Source organism: Bradyrhizobium paxllaeri, from assembly GCF_001693515.2.
In the GTDB taxonomy this organism is placed as follows: domain Bacteria; phylum Pseudomonadota; class Alphaproteobacteria; order Rhizobiales; family Xanthobacteraceae; genus Bradyrhizobium; species Bradyrhizobium paxllaeri.
Window position 1 is genome coordinate 3036701 of the sequence record NZ_CP042968.1, and the last position, 17428, is coordinate 3054128.

18 protein-coding genes and 1 pseudogene are annotated in these 17428 nt (G+C 62.8%); 11 read left to right on the plus strand and 8 right to left on the minus strand.

The genetic code is table 11. From position 1 onward, the window contains the following. Positions 1 to 54 precede the first annotated feature (54 nt). The 3 genes from fliK (at position 55) to blaOXA (ending at position 3533) form a co-directional block, all read left to right on the plus strand. Positions 55 to 1644, plus strand: a complete 1590-nt coding sequence (gene fliK, locus LMTR21_RS14295) for a flagellar hook-length control protein FliK (RefSeq protein WP_065750142.1) — start codon at positions 55 to 57, stop codon at positions 1642 to 1644. After that, positions 1641 to 1907 carry an EscU/YscU/HrcU family type III secretion system export apparatus switch protein gene (locus LMTR21_RS14300; protein WP_057834275.1) on the plus strand — a complete coding sequence of 89 codons (267 nt, stop codon included), beginning with the start codon at positions 1641 to 1643 and terminating at the stop codon, positions 1905 to 1907. Before fliK ends, LMTR21_RS14300 begins: the two co-directional genes overlap by 4 nt. A gap of 813 nt (positions 1908 to 2720) precedes the next feature. Beyond that, positions 2721 to 3533 carry a class D beta-lactamase gene (gene blaOXA, locus LMTR21_RS14310; RefSeq protein WP_065750143.1) on the plus strand — a complete coding sequence of 271 codons (813 nt, stop codon included), beginning with the start codon at positions 2721 to 2723 and terminating at the stop codon, positions 3531 to 3533. A 184-nt stretch (positions 3534 to 3717) separates the two neighbouring features. Here the strand turns inward: blaOXA and LMTR21_RS14315 are convergent, their stop codons facing one another. From LMTR21_RS14315 to LMTR21_RS14335, 5 genes and pseudogenes are all read right to left on the minus strand, one after another. Then, entirely contained in the window at positions 3718 to 5376 is a 1659-nt protein-coding gene (locus tag LMTR21_RS14315; RefSeq protein ID WP_065750144.1) for an arylsulfatase, read from the minus strand. A gap of 65 nt (positions 5377 to 5441) precedes the next feature. Continuing rightward, positions 5442 to 5704 (minus strand): annotated as a pseudogene (locus tag LMTR21_RS40825) (formylglycine-generating enzyme family protein); the annotation flags it as partial. Between the two features lie 47 nt (positions 5705 to 5751). Beyond that, entirely contained in the window at positions 5752 to 6240 is a 489-nt protein-coding gene (locus tag LMTR21_RS14325) for a hypothetical protein (protein WP_065750377.1), read from the minus strand. Between the two features lie 99 nt (positions 6241 to 6339). After that, on the minus strand, positions 6340 to 7341 hold the full coding sequence (locus LMTR21_RS14330; protein WP_065750145.1) for a dienelactone hydrolase family protein: 1002 nt from the start codon (positions 7339 to 7341) through the stop codon (positions 6340 to 6342). A 73-nt stretch (positions 7342 to 7414) separates the two neighbouring features. Beyond that, entirely contained in the window at positions 7415 to 7822 is a 408-nt protein-coding gene (locus LMTR21_RS14335; protein ID WP_065750378.1) for a DUF4260 domain-containing protein, read from the minus strand. Between the two features lie 138 nt (positions 7823 to 7960). Between LMTR21_RS14335 and LMTR21_RS14340 the strand changes: the two genes are divergently transcribed. The 3 genes from LMTR21_RS14340 (at position 7961) to LMTR21_RS14350 (ending at position 10411) form a co-directional block, all read left to right on the plus strand. Next, positions 7961 to 9493: an acyl-CoA carboxylase subunit beta gene (locus tag LMTR21_RS14340; RefSeq protein WP_065750146.1), complete on the plus strand. Its 1533-nt coding sequence runs from the start codon at positions 7961 to 7963 to the stop codon at positions 9491 to 9493. A gap of 39 nt (positions 9494 to 9532) precedes the next feature. After that, positions 9533 to 9745, plus strand: coding sequence for a hypothetical protein (locus LMTR21_RS14345; RefSeq protein WP_065750147.1), 213 nt, complete (start codon positions 9533 to 9535; stop codon positions 9743 to 9745). A gap of 216 nt (positions 9746 to 9961) precedes the next feature. Continuing rightward, positions 9962 to 10411: a Fic family protein gene (locus tag LMTR21_RS14350; RefSeq protein ID WP_246175460.1), complete on the plus strand. Its 450-nt coding sequence runs from the start codon at positions 9962 to 9964 to the stop codon at positions 10409 to 10411. Positions 10412 to 10520: 109 nt separating this feature from the next. Here LMTR21_RS14350 and LMTR21_RS14355 read toward each other — a convergent pair whose 3' ends face one another. From LMTR21_RS14355 to LMTR21_RS14365, 3 genes are all read right to left on the minus strand, one after another. Further along, the gene (locus LMTR21_RS14355; protein ID WP_065750148.1) at positions 10521 to 10982 is read right to left on the minus strand and encodes a VOC family protein; all 462 of its coding nucleotides are present in this window, start codon (positions 10980 to 10982) and stop codon (positions 10521 to 10523) included. A 161-nt stretch (positions 10983 to 11143) separates the two neighbouring features. Next, entirely contained in the window at positions 11144 to 11494 is a 351-nt protein-coding gene (locus LMTR21_RS14360) for a cupin domain-containing protein (RefSeq protein ID WP_065750149.1), read from the minus strand. Positions 11495 to 11544: 50 nt separating this feature from the next. After that, positions 11545 to 11754 carry a hypothetical protein gene (locus tag LMTR21_RS14365; RefSeq protein WP_057858046.1) on the minus strand — a complete coding sequence of 70 codons (210 nt, stop codon included), beginning with the start codon at positions 11752 to 11754 and terminating at the stop codon, positions 11545 to 11547. Positions 11755 to 12009: 255 nt separating this feature from the next. On the opposite strand from LMTR21_RS14365, the gene LMTR21_RS14370 reads away from it, so the two are divergent. The 5 genes from LMTR21_RS14370 to LMTR21_RS14390 all read left to right on the plus strand — a co-directional run bounded on the left by LMTR21_RS14370 (position 12010) and on the right by LMTR21_RS14390 (position 17397). After that, positions 12010 to 12516 carry a hypothetical protein gene (locus LMTR21_RS14370; protein ID WP_065750150.1) on the plus strand — a complete coding sequence of 169 codons (507 nt, stop codon included), beginning with the start codon at positions 12010 to 12012 and terminating at the stop codon, positions 12514 to 12516. Between the two features lie 51 nt (positions 12517 to 12567). Continuing rightward, on the plus strand, positions 12568 to 13809 hold the full coding sequence (ftsZ, locus tag LMTR21_RS14375; protein WP_065750151.1) for a cell division protein FtsZ: 1242 nt from the start codon (positions 12568 to 12570) through the stop codon (positions 13807 to 13809). Positions 13810 to 14011: 202 nt separating this feature from the next. Then, entirely contained in the window at positions 14012 to 14842 is an 831-nt protein-coding gene (locus LMTR21_RS14380) for a hypothetical protein (RefSeq protein WP_065750152.1), read from the plus strand. 163 nt (positions 14843 to 15005) lie between these two features. Further along, on the plus strand, positions 15006 to 15755 hold the full coding sequence (locus LMTR21_RS14385; RefSeq protein WP_065750153.1) for a protein-L-isoaspartate(D-aspartate) O-methyltransferase: 750 nt from the start codon (positions 15006 to 15008) through the stop codon (positions 15753 to 15755). Between the two features lie 43 nt (positions 15756 to 15798). Continuing rightward, entirely contained in the window at positions 15799 to 17397 is a 1599-nt protein-coding gene (locus LMTR21_RS14390; protein ID WP_065750154.1) for an FAD-binding oxidoreductase, read from the plus strand. The last annotated feature ends 31 nt before the right edge of the window (positions 17398 to 17428 follow it).

Below are 17428 nucleotides of genomic sequence, written 5' to 3' on the forward strand. Positions count from 1 at the left end.
CAGAGGTTTACGACGCCGGGTTAGCCTTAGCACCCTCGGCCGAGACCCCAAACCATGGCGATTTCGATCAATCCCGTTCTGCCGGTGCTGTCAGCCCAAGAGGCTGGCGGCATTGCGCCCGAACTCGTGCTGCAGCCGGGCAGCGTGGTCAACGCCCAGGTGCTGAAAGTGCTCTCTGCCGATCTGGTGCGGATTGCCATCGACAGTCTTTCGATCGACGTCGCCTCGGAAATTCCGTTACAGCACGGGCAGAACCTTCAGCTCGCGGTCACGCAGAGCAAGGACGGCGGTATTCGCCTGGCCATGGTCGGGCAGGGTGCCGTCGACGCCGTCACCTTATCGCCCGACGCGCTCGTCGACGCCGCGGTCAATCGCCCGGCCATCGTATCGACGAACGTGCTGACGCCGGTGGAGCGCGCAGCCGTCTCCGCGGCGGCGCAGGCGGCGGTGACCGAACAGGACAGCCTGGCGCCGTTATTTGCCAATCTGGGTGCCGCGGTTTCCTCCAGCAATCTGCCGCCGAAATTGCGCGAGGCGATCGCGCAGGTGCTGGCGCAGCAGACCAGCCTCGATCAGAATCTCGATGGCGCCGACATCAAGACCGCATTCCAGAAGTCCGGAATCTTCCTCGAGGCATCGCTGGCGTCGGGCTCGCTCCCGCAAGGCGGCGTGCCCGATCTCAAGGCCGCGCTGATCGTGCTGCGCCAGACGCTGCAATCGGCGCTCGGGATCAATTCGGCAGCCACGCCACCGGCGCCACCGGCCGCGCCACAACAACCCGCCGCGCCGTCACCGGCTTCCACCGCGAGCCCAGCGCCGGCCTCGTTGCCCGATGTCGATGTGCAGAAAATCCTGCTGCCGCAGGCGCGATTGGCGGCCGAGAGTTTCACGCCGGCCGTCCAGGCCGGCCAAACTCCACTGGCACTGAAGCTTGGTGCAGGGCCGTCAGCCGGCGCAACGCTGAACCTGCTGCAGGAAGCGCTGCAGGAACTCGGCGTCCCCGCGCGGGTCGCGGCCACAGCCATGGCGAAAGACGGCAGAGGCGGCGACGTCACGTTCCAAACCAACACCCCGCCGCCGCCGATCCGCGGCGCGCCGCCGGCAGCGCAACCCATTGCGTCTCCCACCATCGCGCCGCATGCGCCGCTCGAGGCGACCGCGCACCATCTGCTCGACGACACCGATGCCGCGATTGCACGGCAGACGCTGCTGCAGGTGGCCTCCCTGCCGGATCGGATCGACAACGCCGCGCCGAAGATCGACACGACGCTGCCGCGTTGGCATTTCGAAATTCCCTTCGTGACGCCGCAGGGCACGGCGATGGCGCAGTTTGAGGTTTCCCGCGATGGCGCCAACGAGGGCGTCGAGGCGGCCAAGCGGGTGTGGCGCGCGCGGTTTTCGCTCGACGTCGAGCCGGCCGGCCCGGTTCACGCGCTGATATCGCTCACAGGCGACAAGACCTCGGTGCGGATCTGGGCGGAGCGGCCGACGACCGCGGAGCAACTGCGCGCCGGCATGCCGCAACTGAGCGAGGCGCTCAGCCGGGCTGAACTGCAGCCCGGCGACATCGTGATCCGCGACGGCGCGCCGCCGCAGGCCGCGCCCGCCGCCCGTGCCGGCCATTTCCTGGACCGCGCGCTATGAGCGTCGACACCAGGAACAAGCTTGCGGTCGCGCTGCACTACGACAAGACCGGCGCCCCGCGCGTCGTCGCCAAGGGCAAGGGCACCATCGGCGCCAGGATCGTCGAACTCGCCAAGGAGCACGACATCCCGATCGAGGAAAACGAGGTGCTGGCGGGCGCCTTGTCCCACGTCGAGATCGGCGACGAGATTCCGCCGGAGCTCTACAAGGCCGTCGCCGAAGTGCTGATCTTCGTGCTGCGGCTGTCGGGTCGGATTCGCTAGAGCGTGTACTCACAAAGCGATGTCGGCTTCTGAGGGGCGAGCGGAAATCTTCTGACCGGCTAAAGCGCTACTGCTGGTGACCCAGAGCGGATTTCGCTGACGAGTTCGGAATAGTTTCCCGATACAGCTTTTTGTTCGCTATCTCCTTAAGATTGAGACAATCAATTCACGCTATTGTCTGGCTTGTGTCCTTCAAGATGGTAACGTCGGCACCAAGTGTAATGTCTGGTTACTTCCTCACTGCCTGTCTGTTCGTGGTAGCCTTGGGTTACGAGGTGTCGTTTCGCCGATCCTGGAATCTATCACGGAACTCTGACCTGCTTGGCCCGGCCCAGCGGCTCGCAGTTCGGCGGCGTGCGTTTTGGCCGGCAGGCTGCGGGCTAATCTGCATGCTGCTGCGGTGGATGGTTTTTCATTTTGTTCAAGACAAGCTTGTTCTCTCCGTGACGGGCAGTCTAACGATGCTTAGTGTGTCTTTTTTCACCGGATCGGTTATTGGCGCTATGGCCGGGACATTGAATCGGGTTTGAAGCGCCGCAATCAACGCTAAGCGAAAAAGTGCATCAGGCTATGGCCGCCGACAAGCTGCCATGACTTTGGCATCGTCCTGTTGATTTCCGGTTTTGGCCCCTCGGCGAGCTCCGGCAACGTCCGCTTTTGTGCTGCTGTTGAGCGATGAGCCGACATCAGGCGCGACCAAAATTAGGCGCCTGATTTATGAGTACTCGCCCTGGATCGGTTCCTGCTATTGTCATAGTTTCTCCACGCGCGGTCAGCATCGTTTTCCGCGCCCTTCACCATTCGGATGTTCCCGTGATCACTCGTCGTCATGCGCTCGGCGTCCTTGCCGCTACAAGCCTGCTTCCCGGGCGCAGCCTCGCCAACGTCTCCTATCAGCGCAGCGAATTTCGCGACGATCTCTCCAAGCGGTTTTTCGATCTCGGCACCGTCGGCACATTCGTTGCCTACAAGGTCGACGACTACCTGATCATCGCCAGCGACAAGGTGCGTTCGGGCGAGGGCAGGCTGCCGGCTTCGACCTTCAAGATTCCGAATTCGCTGATTGCGCTCGATACCGGCGTGGTCGAGGATCCCGACAAGGACGTCTTCAAGTGGGACGGCGTGACGCGCAGCATCGAGGCGTGGAACAAGGACCACACGCTGCGTTCGGCGATCGCGGTCTCCGCGGTGCCGGTCTATCAGGAGATCGCGCGCCGCATCGGGGCCGAGCGCATGCAGAAATATCTCGACCTGCTCGAGTACGGCAACCATGACATCGGGGGCGGCATCGACCAGTTCTGGCTGAGCGGGAAGCTACGCATCGATCCGATCCAGCAGATCGATTTCGTCGACCGCTTGCGGCGCGGCGTGCTGCCGGTCGGAAAGCGCAGCCAGGAATTGACGCGCGACATCCTGCCGGTGACGAAGGTCGGCGACGCCACCATCCGCGCCAAGAGCGGCCTGCTCGGCGCCGAACAGGGGTCACTGGGCTGGATGGTCGGCTGGGCCGAGAAGGGCAGCCAGCAGACCGTGTTCGCCATGAACATGGACTGCAAGGACCAGAACCACATCGCCGCCCGCATGACGGTTGTGCAGCAATGCCTTGCCGATGTCGTGGCAATCTAGGGCGCGTACTCGTAAATTTTCGGACATGTCCGCTTCGCCTCGTTAACGACCGCTTGTGTGCAGCCGTAGGAAAATGACGCGACGGGCTAATAGCGGAAATTGAGCGCTCGGCATTCTTGGAGGGAAATCGGCTTTGAACTGAGCTGCGCCCGCTGCCGCGAGGACGGGCGCAGCCGATCCTGCGCTATCGTCCTCCGACAGAAGTGGCTCGCAGCGCTTGCCCCACCGCGTCGCCGAGATTGAAGCCGGCCGGATTTTGACGTTGCGGGAACGCCTTGAACGACTCCAGGTGCTGATGCACGAACGCCTGCGCCGGTACCACCGTCCATAGCTTTTCGCCCGCGAAGATCGGGTAGCTTGGCGCCTCCATGTGCTGCTCGAACGGGTCCGCCCGGAGATTCACCGGCCTCGGCGCGGTCGGCGTGACGGTTTGTCCTGCGAACCAATTGTCCTTCGTCTGGAAGTGGATTTTCCAGTCGTCGACGCGAATCGCGTAGAGATTCGACTCGCCGTAGTAGAAGAACTCGCGGCGGGCGGATGCCTTGCTCTGACCGGAGAGGTAGGGCAACTGGTTATAGCCGTCGAGGTGCACTTTGAAGGTCTTGTCGCCGGCCTTGTAACCCGTGAGCAGCTTCTCCTTAACGTCGGAAACGCCTGCGGCGGCCATGACTGTTGGCACCACATCCTCAAGCGAGAAAATCCCGTTCAGCACCTGGCCCGCGGGAATCCGCCCGGGCCAGCGCATCACGAAGGGCACGCGGAATCCGCCCTCCCAGCCCAGCCCCTTCTCGCCCCGGAATGGGCTCGTCCCTCCATCCGGCCAACTGAACTTCTCCGCGCCGTTGTCCGTGGTGAAGATGACGATGGTGTTGTCGGCGATTCCCAACTCGTCGAGCTTGTTCAGGAGTTCGCCGACCACGAAGTCGAGTTCCATCATCCCGTCGGTGTAGAGGCCGTACTTGGTCTTGTCCTTCCAGCGATCCGATAGATGCGTCCATACGTGCATGCGCGTCGTGTTGTGCCACAGGAAGAAGGGCCTGTTGGCGTCTCGCGCCCGCCCCATGAAGTCGATCGAGCGTTGCAGCAGATCATTTTCGACCGTTTCCATCCGCTTGCGCGTCAAGGGGCCGCTGTCCCTGATGGTTTGTTTCCCCACGCGGCCGAAGCGCTGGTCCACGGTCGCATCGTCCTTCTCCGTGGCCTTGCAGTCCAGCACGCCGCGCGGTCCGAACTTCTGTTGAAATGCCGGGTCCTTCGGGTAGTCCACTTGTTCCGGCTCTTCCTCGGCGTTGAGATGATAGAGGTTGCCGTAGAACTCGTCGAAGCCGTGCACCGTAGGCAAGAACTCGTTGCGGTCGCCCAGATGGTTCTTGCCGATCTGTGCCGTCATGTAGCCCAGCGGCTTGAGCAGATCGGCAAGGGTGGGATCTTCGAACATGAGGCCTTGCGGCGCCCCCGGCAGTCCGACGGCGGTCAGGCCCGTGCGCATCGGGATTTGCCCGGTGATGAAGGCGGCGCGCCCAGCGGTGCAACTGGCCTGGCCGTAGGCGTCGGTGAGCAATACCCCTTCTCGGGCAATCCGGTCGATATTGGGTGTGGCCCCTCCCATCATGCCACGGTGGTAGGCTCCGATGTTGAACACGCCGATATCGTCGGCCATGATCGCCAAAACATTGGGGAGGCGTCCGGGCGGTTGCGCCGGAACCGGTTGCTGAGCCTGCGCCATCCGGACCGGCATGCCGGTACTCAGCGCAGAGACAGCGGCAAGCGTAGTGCCGCCGAGCAGGATGCGGCGGCGATCGATTGATGGGCTGTTGCCGGCCCTATTCGCTTCATCGCTCATTTTGGACGCTCCCTAGAGTGTGTTGGAACTGCTCCTTCAAGGCTTCGCGGGTGGAACGGCTGGTCTCAGCAGCGGAATCCGACATGGCTGGTCGAAGTGTCGACCGGCTTGGCGTGTCGCGCGGCCGGGCGATTAGCGGCGGCTGTGGTTTCGGCGCGCAAAGATGCGAGCCGGCCTTCAAGACTTTCCGCGGAATCCGGATGTTGGGTTGACATGGATCAAGGCTCGCAACCTCCGCTCCGCAGCGCGGGTTGTGCGGAGCACACGTGATCCGGGATGGATGCCGGTTCGCGTGAGAAGGCGCGTCAAGCCAGGTATCTTCAAGCCAGGGAATCTGGAGCTATCGGTTCTGATTCAATCAGAACCGATAGTGCGCTAACGCCGGTTCAGCGCGAGCGAAACTGACGTGATGTTGGTGCCCTGAGGCTGGATGGACACGGTCTGCCGGCCGCCACGCGTCGTCAACGACAGGTTGGCCGAGAAGGTGTCGCCTCTTGCTGCGGCCTCGACGTGATCGCCGGCCGCGCGTCCGGAAAGCGTCCCGGATGCGTTGCGGCTTGCTTCTGTCCATGAACCCCTGATCGCGCCGCCGCGGTATTCAACCTCGCTGGCGAGATCGAATTTATAGCTAGCGCTGGCGCAGGTCAGATTGAGCCGAAGCTGCTCGCCGGCACCGGCGACATCATACGCCGCGCGGCAGCGCAACTGCTCCTGCTGCCCATCGGTGGTGCTGAGCACGCCTCCGCCGGACCATGTGCCGGCCATGGCGACGAAGGGCGAGGCGGGTGCGGCCAGCGCCGCGCTGCCGGCCAGCGATAGCGATGCGAACAGCAACGCCGTTCGCGTGAGATTGAATCCAGACATCTTGATGGTCTCCGTTCGGTTTGGGCATTCAACGCCCAAAACCGCAAACGGGTTCATCGGTTCCACTGGTGCGCGGCTCGGCGGAGTTTCACCAAGTCGTTATCCCAGCTTCAACAGCACCTGCAGGAAATCACTCACCGCCTTCTGCGCTTCTTTCGCGGTCGCCGGGTTGCCGCCGACATGCGGATTGAGCGCGATGCAGGCATCCTTGTAGGTGAAGGGCTCCTTGGTGTCGTCGTTCATGAGAACGCCGCCTTCGCCCTCCTTGAGGCGGCAATTGCGGGCGGACTGCGCATTGACTGACACGACGACCGCGCTGAGGCCGAGCAGGCCGGCATCGAAGCCGTGTGCGGAATCCGGATATTCCGTCAGCACAGCGTCACGCTTGGCCTCCTGCAGCCGGGCGAGATAGGCCTTGCAGGTGGCGACGGGATTGTAGTCATCAGGCGTGCCGTGAAAGATCCGGATCGGACGCGCCGCGACCTCGGTATCGGTGGCGTAGGTCGTGGAGCAATCCGGATAGAACGGAATGTAGGCGGCGAATTGCGCGCCGGACCTGTTCCAGAGCTTGTGGAAGCGATCGAGGCTGGCGTAGAGCGCCGCCTGTCCGCCGCGCGAAAATCCCATCAGGACGATCCGGTCAGGATCGACGCGCGGATGCTTGGCGAGGATTTCGAGCGAACGATAGATATCGACGATGAAATTGAGCCGGCCGAGCAGGGCCTGGTTGGGGCCGACCGCGGTGAGCCCGCGGCCGCTGAACCCGTCGATCACGAAGGTCGAAATCCCCATCGCATTGAAGTGGCGCACCCAGGGATCCATGCCGGCGCCGACGCCGCTCGATCCATGCATCAGCACCACGACGGGAAGTTTGCCGGTGCCTTGCGCGATGCGGAATTCGCCGGCGACCGTGACCTGCTTGCCGTTGGCATCGCCGTTCAGGAATTGCTGATCGGAAATCGTCAGCGACGGGATAGCGTAGATTTCGGTGCGCGCGGCGACGTCCTTCGGGATCGATTGCGCCGATGTTTCGATGCAGGTGAATAGCGTAGCGGTGCAAAGAATCGCAGCCGCAACGGCGACGCGCCAATCCGTCAGCATTAATCCCCCCGATTTTTTCGCTGTCGTCCTGCGGCAGCTTTGGGAGAGACTACATCAAGCTACAAATCGGCTGTCAATTCGCGGACTTCCCGATCCGCCCGAGATGCGTGAACGAGAAGCCGGTCTCGTATTTCAGCCCGTAGCCCAGCGCCCGGTCGAAGCCGATATGGGCCAGCCAGATCATCGCGATCGAGAGGATGAGCGGGGAGGCGGTGGCAAAGCCGGTCGTCATGATCGCCATCGGCGCCAGGTAGCTATGGGCGGCGTTGTAGATCATGGCGCCGAACCGTGGCCCGCTCAGATAGGCCGCAAAGCTGAGATCGGGCACGAAGAACAGGATGGCGTAGATCCACCAGTCGCCGTCCCAGATGTAGTAGAGCAGCGTCATTCCGATAAATAACGCTAATCCTTCCAGCCGGAGCACCGCGCGCACGCCCCCAGAGACGGCGCCCGAGGTGTCGGCGCCAGCGATATCGGTCATTCCGGTCCCCATGGTCAGGATCGGCATATAGGGGCTGCAAGGCGGCGGTACCAGATGCCGGACAGGGTGTTTCCGCTTCCGAAAAGGCCGTGTTAGAAGGCCTTCAAATCGTTACCCAAAAAGGCGGGCGGAAGCAGCATGAAGGACATCCTGGACACCCTCGAAGAACGGCGCGCCGGCGCCAAGCTCGGTGGCGGCGAGAAGCGCATCGAGGCGCAGCACGCCCGCGGAAAATTGACCGCGCGGGAGCGCATCGAATTGCTGCTCGACAAGGGCTCGTTCGAGGAATTCGACATGTTCGTCGAGCACCGCTCGATCGAATTCGGCATGGAGAAGAACAAGATTCCGGGCGATGGCGTCGTCACCGGCTGGGGCACGGTGAACGGCCGCAAGACCTTCGTCTTCGCCAAGGACTTTACCGTGTTCGGCGGCTCGCTGTCCGAAACCCACGCGCTTAAGATTACCAAGTTGCAGGACATGGCGATGAAGGCGAGGGCGCCGATCATCGGCCTCTATGACGCCGGCGGCGCGCGCATCCAGGAGGGCGTCGCGGCGCTCGCGGGCTATTCCTACGTGTTCCGCCGCAACGTCATTGCCTCAGGCGTGATCCCGCAGATCTCGGTCATCATGGGCCCCTGCGCCGGCGGCGACGTCTATTCGCCCGCCATGACCGACTTCATCTTCATGGTGAAGAACACCAGCTACATGTTCGTCACCGGCCCCGACGTGGTGAAGACCGTCACCAACGAGGTGGTGACGGCCGAAGAGCTCGGTGGCGCCTCGGTGCATGCGACGCGCTCTTCGATCGCCGATGGTGCATTCGAGAACGACGTCGAGACGCTGTTGCAGATGCGCCGGCTGATCGACTTCCTGCCGTCCAACAACACCGACGGCGTGCCGGAATGGCCGAGTTTCGACGACATCGAGCGCGTGGACATGTCGCTCGATACGCTGATCCCCGACAATCCGAACAAGCCCTACGACATGAAGGAGCTGATCCAGAAGGTCGTGGACGAGGGCGACTTCTTCGAACTGTCGGAGACCTTTGCCCGGAACATCGTCACCGGTTTCGGCCGCATCGCCGGCCGCACCGTCGGCTTTGTCGCCAACCAGCCGATGGTGCTGGCCGGCGTGCTCGACTCTGATGCTTCAAGGAAGGCCGCACGCTTCGTCCGCTTCTGCGACGCCTTCAACATCCCGATCGTGACGTTCGTGGACGTGCCGGGCTTCCTGCCGGGCACCGCGCAGGAGTATGGCGGCCTGATCAAGCACGGCGCGAAACTGCTGTTCGCCTATTCGCAATGCACGGTGCCGCTCGTCACCGTCATCACCCGCAAGGCCTATGGCGGCGCCTTCGACGTCATGGCCTCAAAGGAAATCGGCGCCGACATGAACTACGCCTGGCCGACCGCCCAGATCGCGGTGATGGGCGCCAAGGGCGCCGTCGAAATCATCTTCCGCGCCGACATGAACGATCCCGACGCGATCGCCAAACGCACCAAGGAATACGAAGACCGCTTCCTGTCCCCGTTCATCGCGGCGGAGCGCGGCTACATCGACGATGTGATCATGCCGCATTCGACCCGGCGGCGGATCGCCCGCGCGCTGGCGATGCTCAGGGATAAGAAGGTGGAAATGCCGGCGAAGAAGCACGATAACTTGCCGTTGTGAGGCGGACGGAGATCCAATAAGCATTTCCGTAAAATCGCCATGGCGTCGGCCATCCGAGTCGCTTATATTTTGCCCATGACTGACGACCTCAAAAAGCTTCTTGAAGCCGCCAAAACCGCCAAGCCGACGCCCGAACACCGGGAGCAGCAGCGGCGAAGTTTCGTCTATGGGAACACTCATTTCGAGAATGAGTTGATCACGCGCGAAATGGTTGATCGAGAAGCTGAAAAGCTGGCCAAGGGCGAGAAATGACTGGTGATGAGCGCGAACGGCGGGATAGCCGCGCGCTCGAGCCTGAATTGATTTACCGATCTTCAGGAGAAGGCCGCTGCTGAAGCGCGAAACGGCTTTCGGCAGTATGATGCGGCAATCGGAGCAATCCATACCGCGCTCGATCGCGGCTCATTCAAGCTCGGCCGTCGCTCATTTTAAGTCTTCAACGGGAAGCTTTGGCTGGCATCAGCTCATATGCTGGTAACTACCGGCCGGGCGGTGTTGCGATTTGAAGGCAGCCAGCACGAACCCGTAGGAGCGCACCTCGTTCCCGAGTTGATTGAGGAGATGTGCGACTACGTTAATGATCATTGGAATGATAGTACGCCGCTGCATCTAGCAGCGTACCTAATGTGGCGCCTGAACTGGATCCATCCATTTGCGGACGGTAACGGACGAACGTCGAGAATCATATCTTACGTCGTGCTTTCCATTCGCGCCGGGGCAGTGCTTCCGGGCACACCGACCATTCCCGATCAAATTGTGGACAATCGGAATCCCTACTTCGAGGCTCTAGATGCTGCCGACTCCGCATATCGCCGCGGGAAAATTGATGTGTCGAAGATGGAAACTCTCTTGGCTGGGCTGCTTGCCAAGCAGCTGGCAGGCTTTTATCAGGCCGCGGGTGGAAAACTACCTGAATAGAATCCACCCGCCACACCTCCTTCACGCAATCCGTCGGCTGAGCCGGCCGCAAATCGAACCTACGTGGGTTATGCTTCGCTGACCCAACCCACGAAGCTCACACGGACGCCTACGCCGCCTTGTGCTGCTGCTTCATGACCTCAGCCGCGCGCTTCTTGAGGTCAGCCGGCGATACGTCCTCGATATGCGTGCCGATGTGCCAGTGGTTGCCGGCCGCGTCCTTCACGCCGCCGCTGCGGTCGCCGTAAAATTGATCCGTGGGCTCCATCAGCGATGTCGCGCCGGCCTTGAGCGCCTTCTGATAGACGGCATCGACGTTGGGGACGTAGAGATACAGCATGGCGGAGGTTGCTTGCGCACGCTCCGAGGAGTCGGAAATCATCACGATGGAATTTCCGATCTTGTACTCCGCATGCATGACCTTGCCGTCGGGCCGCATCATCGGCTCGAATACCGGTTGGGCGCCGAAGGCTTCTTTCATGAAGTGGATGACCTTGTCCGCCCCGTCGACGACGAGATAGGGCGTGACGGTGTGAAATCCTTCGGGAACCGGCTTTACCTTGGTTGCCATGGCTGTCTCCTTGGGTTTGATGGATTTGATCCATGCAGGACGGCCCAGCCCCTTTCTATTTGTCCACGATTTTCGATCCGGTGTTTGAACATAGTGTGGCGGCTGCGGTCCGCGCACCGGTGGTCGCGTCAATGTGTACTGCTGCCAGGTTCCCCAGGAACCTAACCCTTCAGGAGCGGAACAAAATCATATTCGCCGACGCCTTGCAGAACCAGGAAGGTGAGCGACGTCGTGCCGCCATTGGTCACCAGATGCGGTCGTGTCGGCCTGACGGCGTAGACTTCGCCGGGCTTCAAATTCACTTCCTCTTTCGGATCCTGCAGGAACAGGCGCATCTGGCCTTCCAGTACGTAAAAAGTATCGGAGATATTGCTGTGGGTGTGCCACGGCACTTTCTGGGTTGCGGAGAGCTGCAGCTCCACAATGCGGAAGCCGGGGCGGGTGGCGTGCTCGGCGCGACGCTCGACTTCGTAGAGATGGCTGGCGTCCTTGACTGGCTGTGGCTGGCTCATGACGGCTTCCTTTTGGATTCATCGCGTGGAGCGCCCTACGATACGGCCGTTCACTCCATCTCGTTCCGCTTCTGCTGCTCGCCCTCGCGCAACCGCTGCGCGATCGCGGTCCGTCTCGGGATCAGCGCGGCCTCGTCGGCGAGCCGCTGGGCAAGGTCGGCGTGATATTGCTGCACGACGTCGAGGACGGCTTCTTTGGCGAGCCGGCGGTGGTATTCGGCCAGGAATCGGTGCAGGTCAGCGAGTTCTTCGTCGTCCATCTCTATCGCGCCTCAGCCGCGATGGCCGAATTATACCGCGACCTGTCGATCCCGCGCCAGCTTGCTACAGGGTTCCCGATCCCGCCGGGCTTCGCCGGCCGGCCCCCAGCCGGGTGGGGCGGCCGTGGGGTGGCTAAATCGTTACGGCGCGACCGGCCGGTTAACTATCCGTTAACCATATTGCCCTTAGCCTCTTGGGCACTATCCGGTCATCATCAAACGATTCCAGCGCGGTTCGTTCGGGGAGAACAGCTGATGTCCGTTGAGATTCTGACCTACGCAGCCCTGGGTGCCCGCCTGAACATCTCGGCAGCGGCCGCCCGTTCGCTTGCCAGGCGGCTCCACTTGCCGCGCTCGCTTTCCGATGACGGGAAGGCCCTGGTGAGCGTTGATCTCGCTGAAGTCAGGCATACGCCACACCCACCGGGCGGTCACCGGGCGGGCGAGGCCGCTCAGTTGAGGGCGCTCATCGTAACGCAGCAGGCGGAGATCGCGCAACTCGAGGCCAGGGCAGCGGGCAATCGCTGGGATTTCGAGCACGAACGCGCACGCGCCGATCGCCTGATGGCTGAGCTCTCGCAGGCGACTGCCGAGGCCGCCGCCGCCAGGGAGGCGACGGCGCGGCTTGAGGGCGAGGTGACAGCCCTGCGGGCCGCTGTCCGAACTGGCAGTTCGGACGAGAATCACGGAAATTCGGCGCGCCGGGTCGGGCATCTGGCGGCGAGCCTGGTCGACGCAGACCGCAGGGCTTCTCGTGGATAGCGATCCCTTTTCTCTCATTCCGCGGTTGAGCGGAGCAACCGTGGGGCAACAATGACTGGCACCGACATTCGCGAACTGAGGGCGCGCATTATCGTGTTCGGGGTCGGCGGCGCCGGCGGCAATGCCGTCAACAACATGATCGACGCCGGGCTTGAAGGCGTCGAATTCATCGTCGCCAATACGGATGCCCAGGCGCTCACCAGTTCAAAGGCCAGGCGTGTCATCCAGATGGGCTCACAGGTGACCGGGGGCCTTGGCGCCGGCGCCCAGCCCGATGTGGGGCGCGCCGCGGCGGAAGAGACCACCGACGAGATCCGCGACCATCTGACCGGCGCGCACATGGTGTTCATCACCGCCGGCATGGGTGGGGGCACCGGCACCGGGGCCGCCCCGATCATCGCCAGGATCGCGCGCGAACTCGGCATTCTCACCATCGGCGTCGTCACCAAGCCGTTCCAGTTCGAGGGCGGGCGCCGCATGCGCTATGCCGAAGCCGGCATTGCGGAACTTCTGAAAGCGGTGGACACCCTCCTGATCATCCCGAACCAGAACCTGTTCCGGGTGGCCAACGAGAAGACCACCTTTGCGGACGCTTTTGCGATGGCCGACCAGGTGCTCTATTCGGGCGTCGCCTGCATCAGCGATCTCATCGTCAAGGAAGGCCTGATCAACCTCGATTTCGCCGACGTGCTCTCGGTCATGCGCGAGAAGGGCAAGGCGATGATGGGCAGGGGCGAAGCCTCCGGCCCCAAGCGCGTGCTCAACGCCGCGGTGGCCGCGATTTCCAACCCGCTGATCGAGAACCCCTCGATCAAGCGCGCCAGCGGCCTCATCGTCTCCATCACCGGCGGCCGGGATCTGACGCTGTTCGAGGTCGACGAAGCGGCGACCCGCATCCGCGACGAGGCCGACCAGGACGCCAACATCATCGTCGGCGCCACCTTCGATGCCAGCCTGGAAGGCATTGTCCGAGTCTCGGTGGTGGCGACGGGCATCGACAATGTCGAGGCGACGGGCGGCCAGACCCAGGTCGCGGAAAATCTGCTCACGGATCTCGCCGGCCGGCTTTCCAACGACCGGCGCCGCATCGCCGATCAGCGCGGCGCGCCGCCGCAATTCGCCAGCCCGCCGCCGCTCCGCCGTCCCGAAGCACGACCGGCGGTCGCCGAACACGCGCGGCATGCCGCGGCTCCGCAGCGCCTCGATCCATACGGCCGCACGGGTCCCGTGCTTAACCCGATCGAGGAAAAGGTTATGGACATTCCGGCCTTCCTGGGCCGCAAGGCGAACTGAGCCGTCGTAGCAACCAAAGGATCGATGCGCCGCGATTTGGAAAGATCCTCCTTCAAGGCATTCTCAATGCCTGAAAGGCGGTTGCCCAAATCGCCCCAGACTTTCCATCCTCCAGCCATGCTTTGGTCAAAACAGCGGTAGGGAGTGTCTACAATCCGACGATCGCCCGTTCAGTTGACGGCAAAACTGGCAGGAGGCGCCCATGGAATCCTCGGGGGACACCAAGCAAACCGATCCAGGCAACGTTAGTCCGGCACTATCCACGCAAGAGAAAGAACTGGTCGCGCGCGCCGATGAACGGCTCGCGCACGCCTATGCGCAGATTGCGCGCGCGGATGAGGAGCTCGCGCGTTTCAATGAGCAGATTTCCAGGCTGGAGAAGGCGAAAAAGGCTCGTCAGCCATCGCGCGGCAGGCCGGCGCTACGCGGCTTGATCGGCCTGTTGCTGACAGTGGGCATCTGTTCCGCTGCTTTCGCCTGGCAGTCCTATGGCGAGACGGTGAGGCCGATGGTTGCCCGGTGGGCACCGCAACTGGCCGCGGCTTCGTCGTCACCGTCGGAAGCGCCTGCTCCTGCCGACCAGCAGAGCCCGCCTGCCATCAAGTTGGCTGCGGCGGATGCCGCAGTTTCGCAATTGCCGGCTCCGGCCCAGGCCGCACCGCAAGCCGCACCCCAAGATGCGGCAGCCGCCTCGATCGCGGCCGAGCAGGCACAGTTGCTCCAGACGATGTCGCGCGATCTCGCAAGCGTGCAGCAGGAGATCGAGCAGCTCAAGGCCAGCCAGGCGGAGCTGGCCCGCGAAAGTGCCAAGACCGCCGAGCAACTCAAGGCGAACCAGGAGGAAATGGCGCGCAAGATCGCCAACGTCTCCGAGCAAAGCCTGCGGCCCAGGACATCGGCTACTACGTCGGCTGCACCGCCGGTGCCGGTTGCCAACCCCGCGCGCAAGCCGAAGCCGATGTCGACGCTTCCGGCAAGGGAAGCGAGAGCGCAGGCGCGGCCGCCAGTACGGTTGCCGTCCGCACAGCAGTAGTTTTCATCGGCGCCGCCGCCCGCCGAAGGCGGTGTCCGATTTCTTGCTGAAAGGCACGGCGGCAGGAAGTCGGGCAGGGCATCTCGCTCTGCTCGGGCGTCCGTTAGGGCGCGACAGCATCATTTGCGTCCTTTCGCGACGGCGCTATGCTTTCGATTGTTGCATGGCCGAGCGCACGATCATGAAGATCCTGTTGCCACTCGTGCTTTCCATGGTCACTTTCGCGCGGGAAGCGACCGGGCAGGACGGCGAATGCGCCCGCGAACGCGCGGACATGGTCGAAACCGTCCGTGCCTACGGCCGTTCCGACGCCCGTGGTCTGGGACGGCAGGGCCTCTCGGAGAGAGTCCTCGAGGCCATGCGGCAAACCAAACGCCATCTGTTCATTCCTGAACGGTCCTGCTCCATTGCATATGCAGACATGCCGGTGCCGATCGGTCACGGCCAGACCATATCGCAGCCGTATATCGTGGCCTTGATGACGGAATTGGCCGAGGTCGCGCCCGATCATGTCGTGCTCGAAATCGGCACCGGTTCGGGCTATCAGGCCGCCATCCTTGCGCACCTCGCGCGGAAGGTCTGCACCATCGAGATCCTTCCGCCATTGGCCGAGGTCGCCACCAAAACACTACGGAACCTTGCGTATGACAATGTCAGCGTCCGCCTCGGCGACGGCTTTGCCGGTTGGCCTGAATGCGGTCCTTTTGACGCCATCATCGTGACTGCCGCGCTTGGCGAGGTGCCGCCGCCGCTGATCGAGCAGCTCAAGGTGGGCGGCCGGCTCGTCATGCCGGTGGGCGCCGCTTACTCCATTCAGCAACTCACGGTCGTCGAGAAAACCGCCCTCGACAAGACGACGGCACGCGCCGTCGCCCTCGTGCGCTTCGTGCCCTTCACGCGTTCGAAAAATTAAGAGCCGGTATGGCGGCTCAGATAGAAAAGACAGGGAGAAGGCGATGAGCGGTGCAAGACTAAAGCATTACGGCTGGGGCCGCGAAGACGAAGGCATGACTGGCGAGGAGCAGGCCTTTGTGCTCGGCCGTTATCGCGCAAAATTTGCGCGCGATGCATTTGAGACAAGACCCGTCCCGCGTCTCGAGGACCTGGCATTGCGTGCGCCGCGCGTGGTGCCACCAGCCTCACTTGCCGCTTTTTGCACGAGCGAACGATACGATCGCGTCGCGCATGCCTACGGCAAATCCTATCCGGACTACGTGCGAGCCATGCTCGGCGAATACGGCAACGCACCCGACGTGGTCGCCTATCCACGTAGCGAAGCAGAGATTTCCGCCGTGATGGACTGGGCCGGTGCTGTCAGCGCGTCGCTTACGCCGTTCGGGGGCGGGTCGAGCGTCTGCGGCGGTGTCGAGCCGCGAGTTGACGGTATCCGCTACAAGGCGGCCGTCACACTCGACTTGCGCAACCTCGGCAACGTCGTCGAGGTGGATCAGACATCGCGTGCCGCACTGATCGATGGGGGTGCCTTTGGTCCATCTCTGGAGAGCCAGCTCAAGCCGCATGGCGTCACGTTGCGGCATTTTCCGCAGAGTTTCGAGTACTCAACCCTTGGCGGCTGGATTGCGACGCGGTCGGGCGGTCACTTCGCCAGTCTCTACACGCACATAGACGATTTCGTTGAAAGCCTGCGCGTTGTGACGCCGCGCGGCATAATGGAGACACGTCGCTTGCCAGGATCGGGCGCCGGACCGAGCCCCGACCGCATGTTCATAGGTTCCGAAGGAACGCTCGGCGTGATTTCGCGCGCCTGGATGCGATTGCAGCCGCGTCCGAAATTCCGTGCCGGTGCATCGCTCCGTTTTGATTCGTTCTTCGGTGCGGCCCGCGCGCTGCGCGCCATCGCACAGGCTGGGCTCTACCCATCGAACTGCCGCATCCTTGACGCGCAAGAGGCATTCAACACCGGGGCGGCCGACGGCAGTGTCGCGATAATGGTGCTCGGTTTTGAATCCGGCGACCATTCGCCGGATGCCTGGATGGCACGCGCGCTCGAATGCTGCGCCGACCATGGCGGGACACAAGAGGCCGCGAAGGCCGGCGACGCACATCTCGAAGGCGCGGCAGGAATCTGGCGCAACGCATTCATTCGTATGCCCTATGCGCGCGAGTTTCTGACGCCGGCCGGCCTCATCAACGACACCTTTGAGACCGCCATCACCTGGGATCGGTTCGAAAGCTTCCACGACAAGGTGAAGGCGGCGACGGAGCAAGCGATCCTTGAGGCGACTGGCGTAAAAGGCGAGGTCACATGCCGCTTCACCCATGTCTATCCGGACGGGCCCGCACCGTATTTTTCCTTTCACGCACTCGGTCGCCACGGTGCCCTTCTGGAACAGTGGCGAGCGATCAAGAATGCGGCCAGCGATGCGCTGATGGAGGCGGGCGGTACCATCACGCATCATCACGCTGTTGGCCGTGATCATCGGCCCTGGTACGATCGTCAGCGCCCGGAGCTTTTCGCGGCCGCGCTTCGGGCAGCAAAAAGAGAGCTCGATCCGCAAGGCATGCTCAATCCTGGAGTACTCATCGATCCCTGATGCTGATCAAGAGAACGACACGATGTCGGCG

Coding starts and splice junctions, on each gene's coding strand:
- fliK (WP_065750142.1), top strand. CDS start 55: ATGGCGATTTCGATCAATCCCGTTCTGCCGGTGCTGTCAGCCCAAGAG.
- LMTR21_RS14300 (WP_057834275.1), top strand. CDS start 1,641: ATGAGCGTCGACACCAGGAACAAGCTTGCGGTCGCGCTGCACTACGAC.
- LMTR21_RS14315 (WP_065750144.1), bottom strand. CDS start 5,376: ATGAGCGATGAAGCGAATAGGGCCGGCAACAGCCCATCAATCGATCGC.
- LMTR21_RS14325 (WP_065750377.1), bottom strand. CDS start 6,240: ATGTCTGGATTCAATCTCACGCGAACGGCGTTGCTGTTCGCATCGCTA.
- LMTR21_RS14330 (WP_065750145.1), bottom strand. CDS start 7,341: ATGCTGACGGATTGGCGCGTCGCCGTTGCGGCTGCGATTCTTTGCACC.
- LMTR21_RS14335 (WP_065750378.1), bottom strand. CDS start 7,822: ATGACCGATATCGCTGGCGCCGACACCTCGGGCGCCGTCTCTGGGGGC.
- LMTR21_RS14340 (WP_065750146.1), top strand. CDS start 7,961: ATGAAGGACATCCTGGACACCCTCGAAGAACGGCGCGCCGGCGCCAAG.
- LMTR21_RS14345 (WP_065750147.1), top strand. CDS start 9,533: ATGGCGTCGGCCATCCGAGTCGCTTATATTTTGCCCATGACTGACGAC.
- LMTR21_RS14350 (WP_246175460.1), top strand. CDS start 9,962: ATGCTGGTAACTACCGGCCGGGCGGTGTTGCGATTTGAAGGCAGCCAG.
- LMTR21_RS14355 (WP_065750148.1), bottom strand. CDS start 10,982: ATGGCAACCAAGGTAAAGCCGGTTCCCGAAGGATTTCACACCGTCACG.
- LMTR21_RS14360 (WP_065750149.1), bottom strand. CDS start 11,494: ATGAGCCAGCCACAGCCAGTCAAGGACGCCAGCCATCTCTACGAAGTC.
- LMTR21_RS14365 (WP_057858046.1), bottom strand. CDS start 11,754: ATGGACGACGAAGAACTCGCTGACCTGCACCGATTCCTGGCCGAATAC.
- LMTR21_RS14370 (WP_065750150.1), top strand. CDS start 12,010: ATGTCCGTTGAGATTCTGACCTACGCAGCCCTGGGTGCCCGCCTGAAC.
- ftsZ (WP_065750151.1), top strand. CDS start 12,568: ATGACTGGCACCGACATTCGCGAACTGAGGGCGCGCATTATCGTGTTC.
- LMTR21_RS14380 (WP_065750152.1), top strand. CDS start 14,012: ATGGAATCCTCGGGGGACACCAAGCAAACCGATCCAGGCAACGTTAGT.
- LMTR21_RS14385 (WP_065750153.1), top strand. CDS start 15,006: ATGGCCGAGCGCACGATCATGAAGATCCTGTTGCCACTCGTGCTTTCC.
- LMTR21_RS14390 (WP_065750154.1), top strand. CDS start 15,799: ATGAGCGGTGCAAGACTAAAGCATTACGGCTGGGGCCGCGAAGACGAA.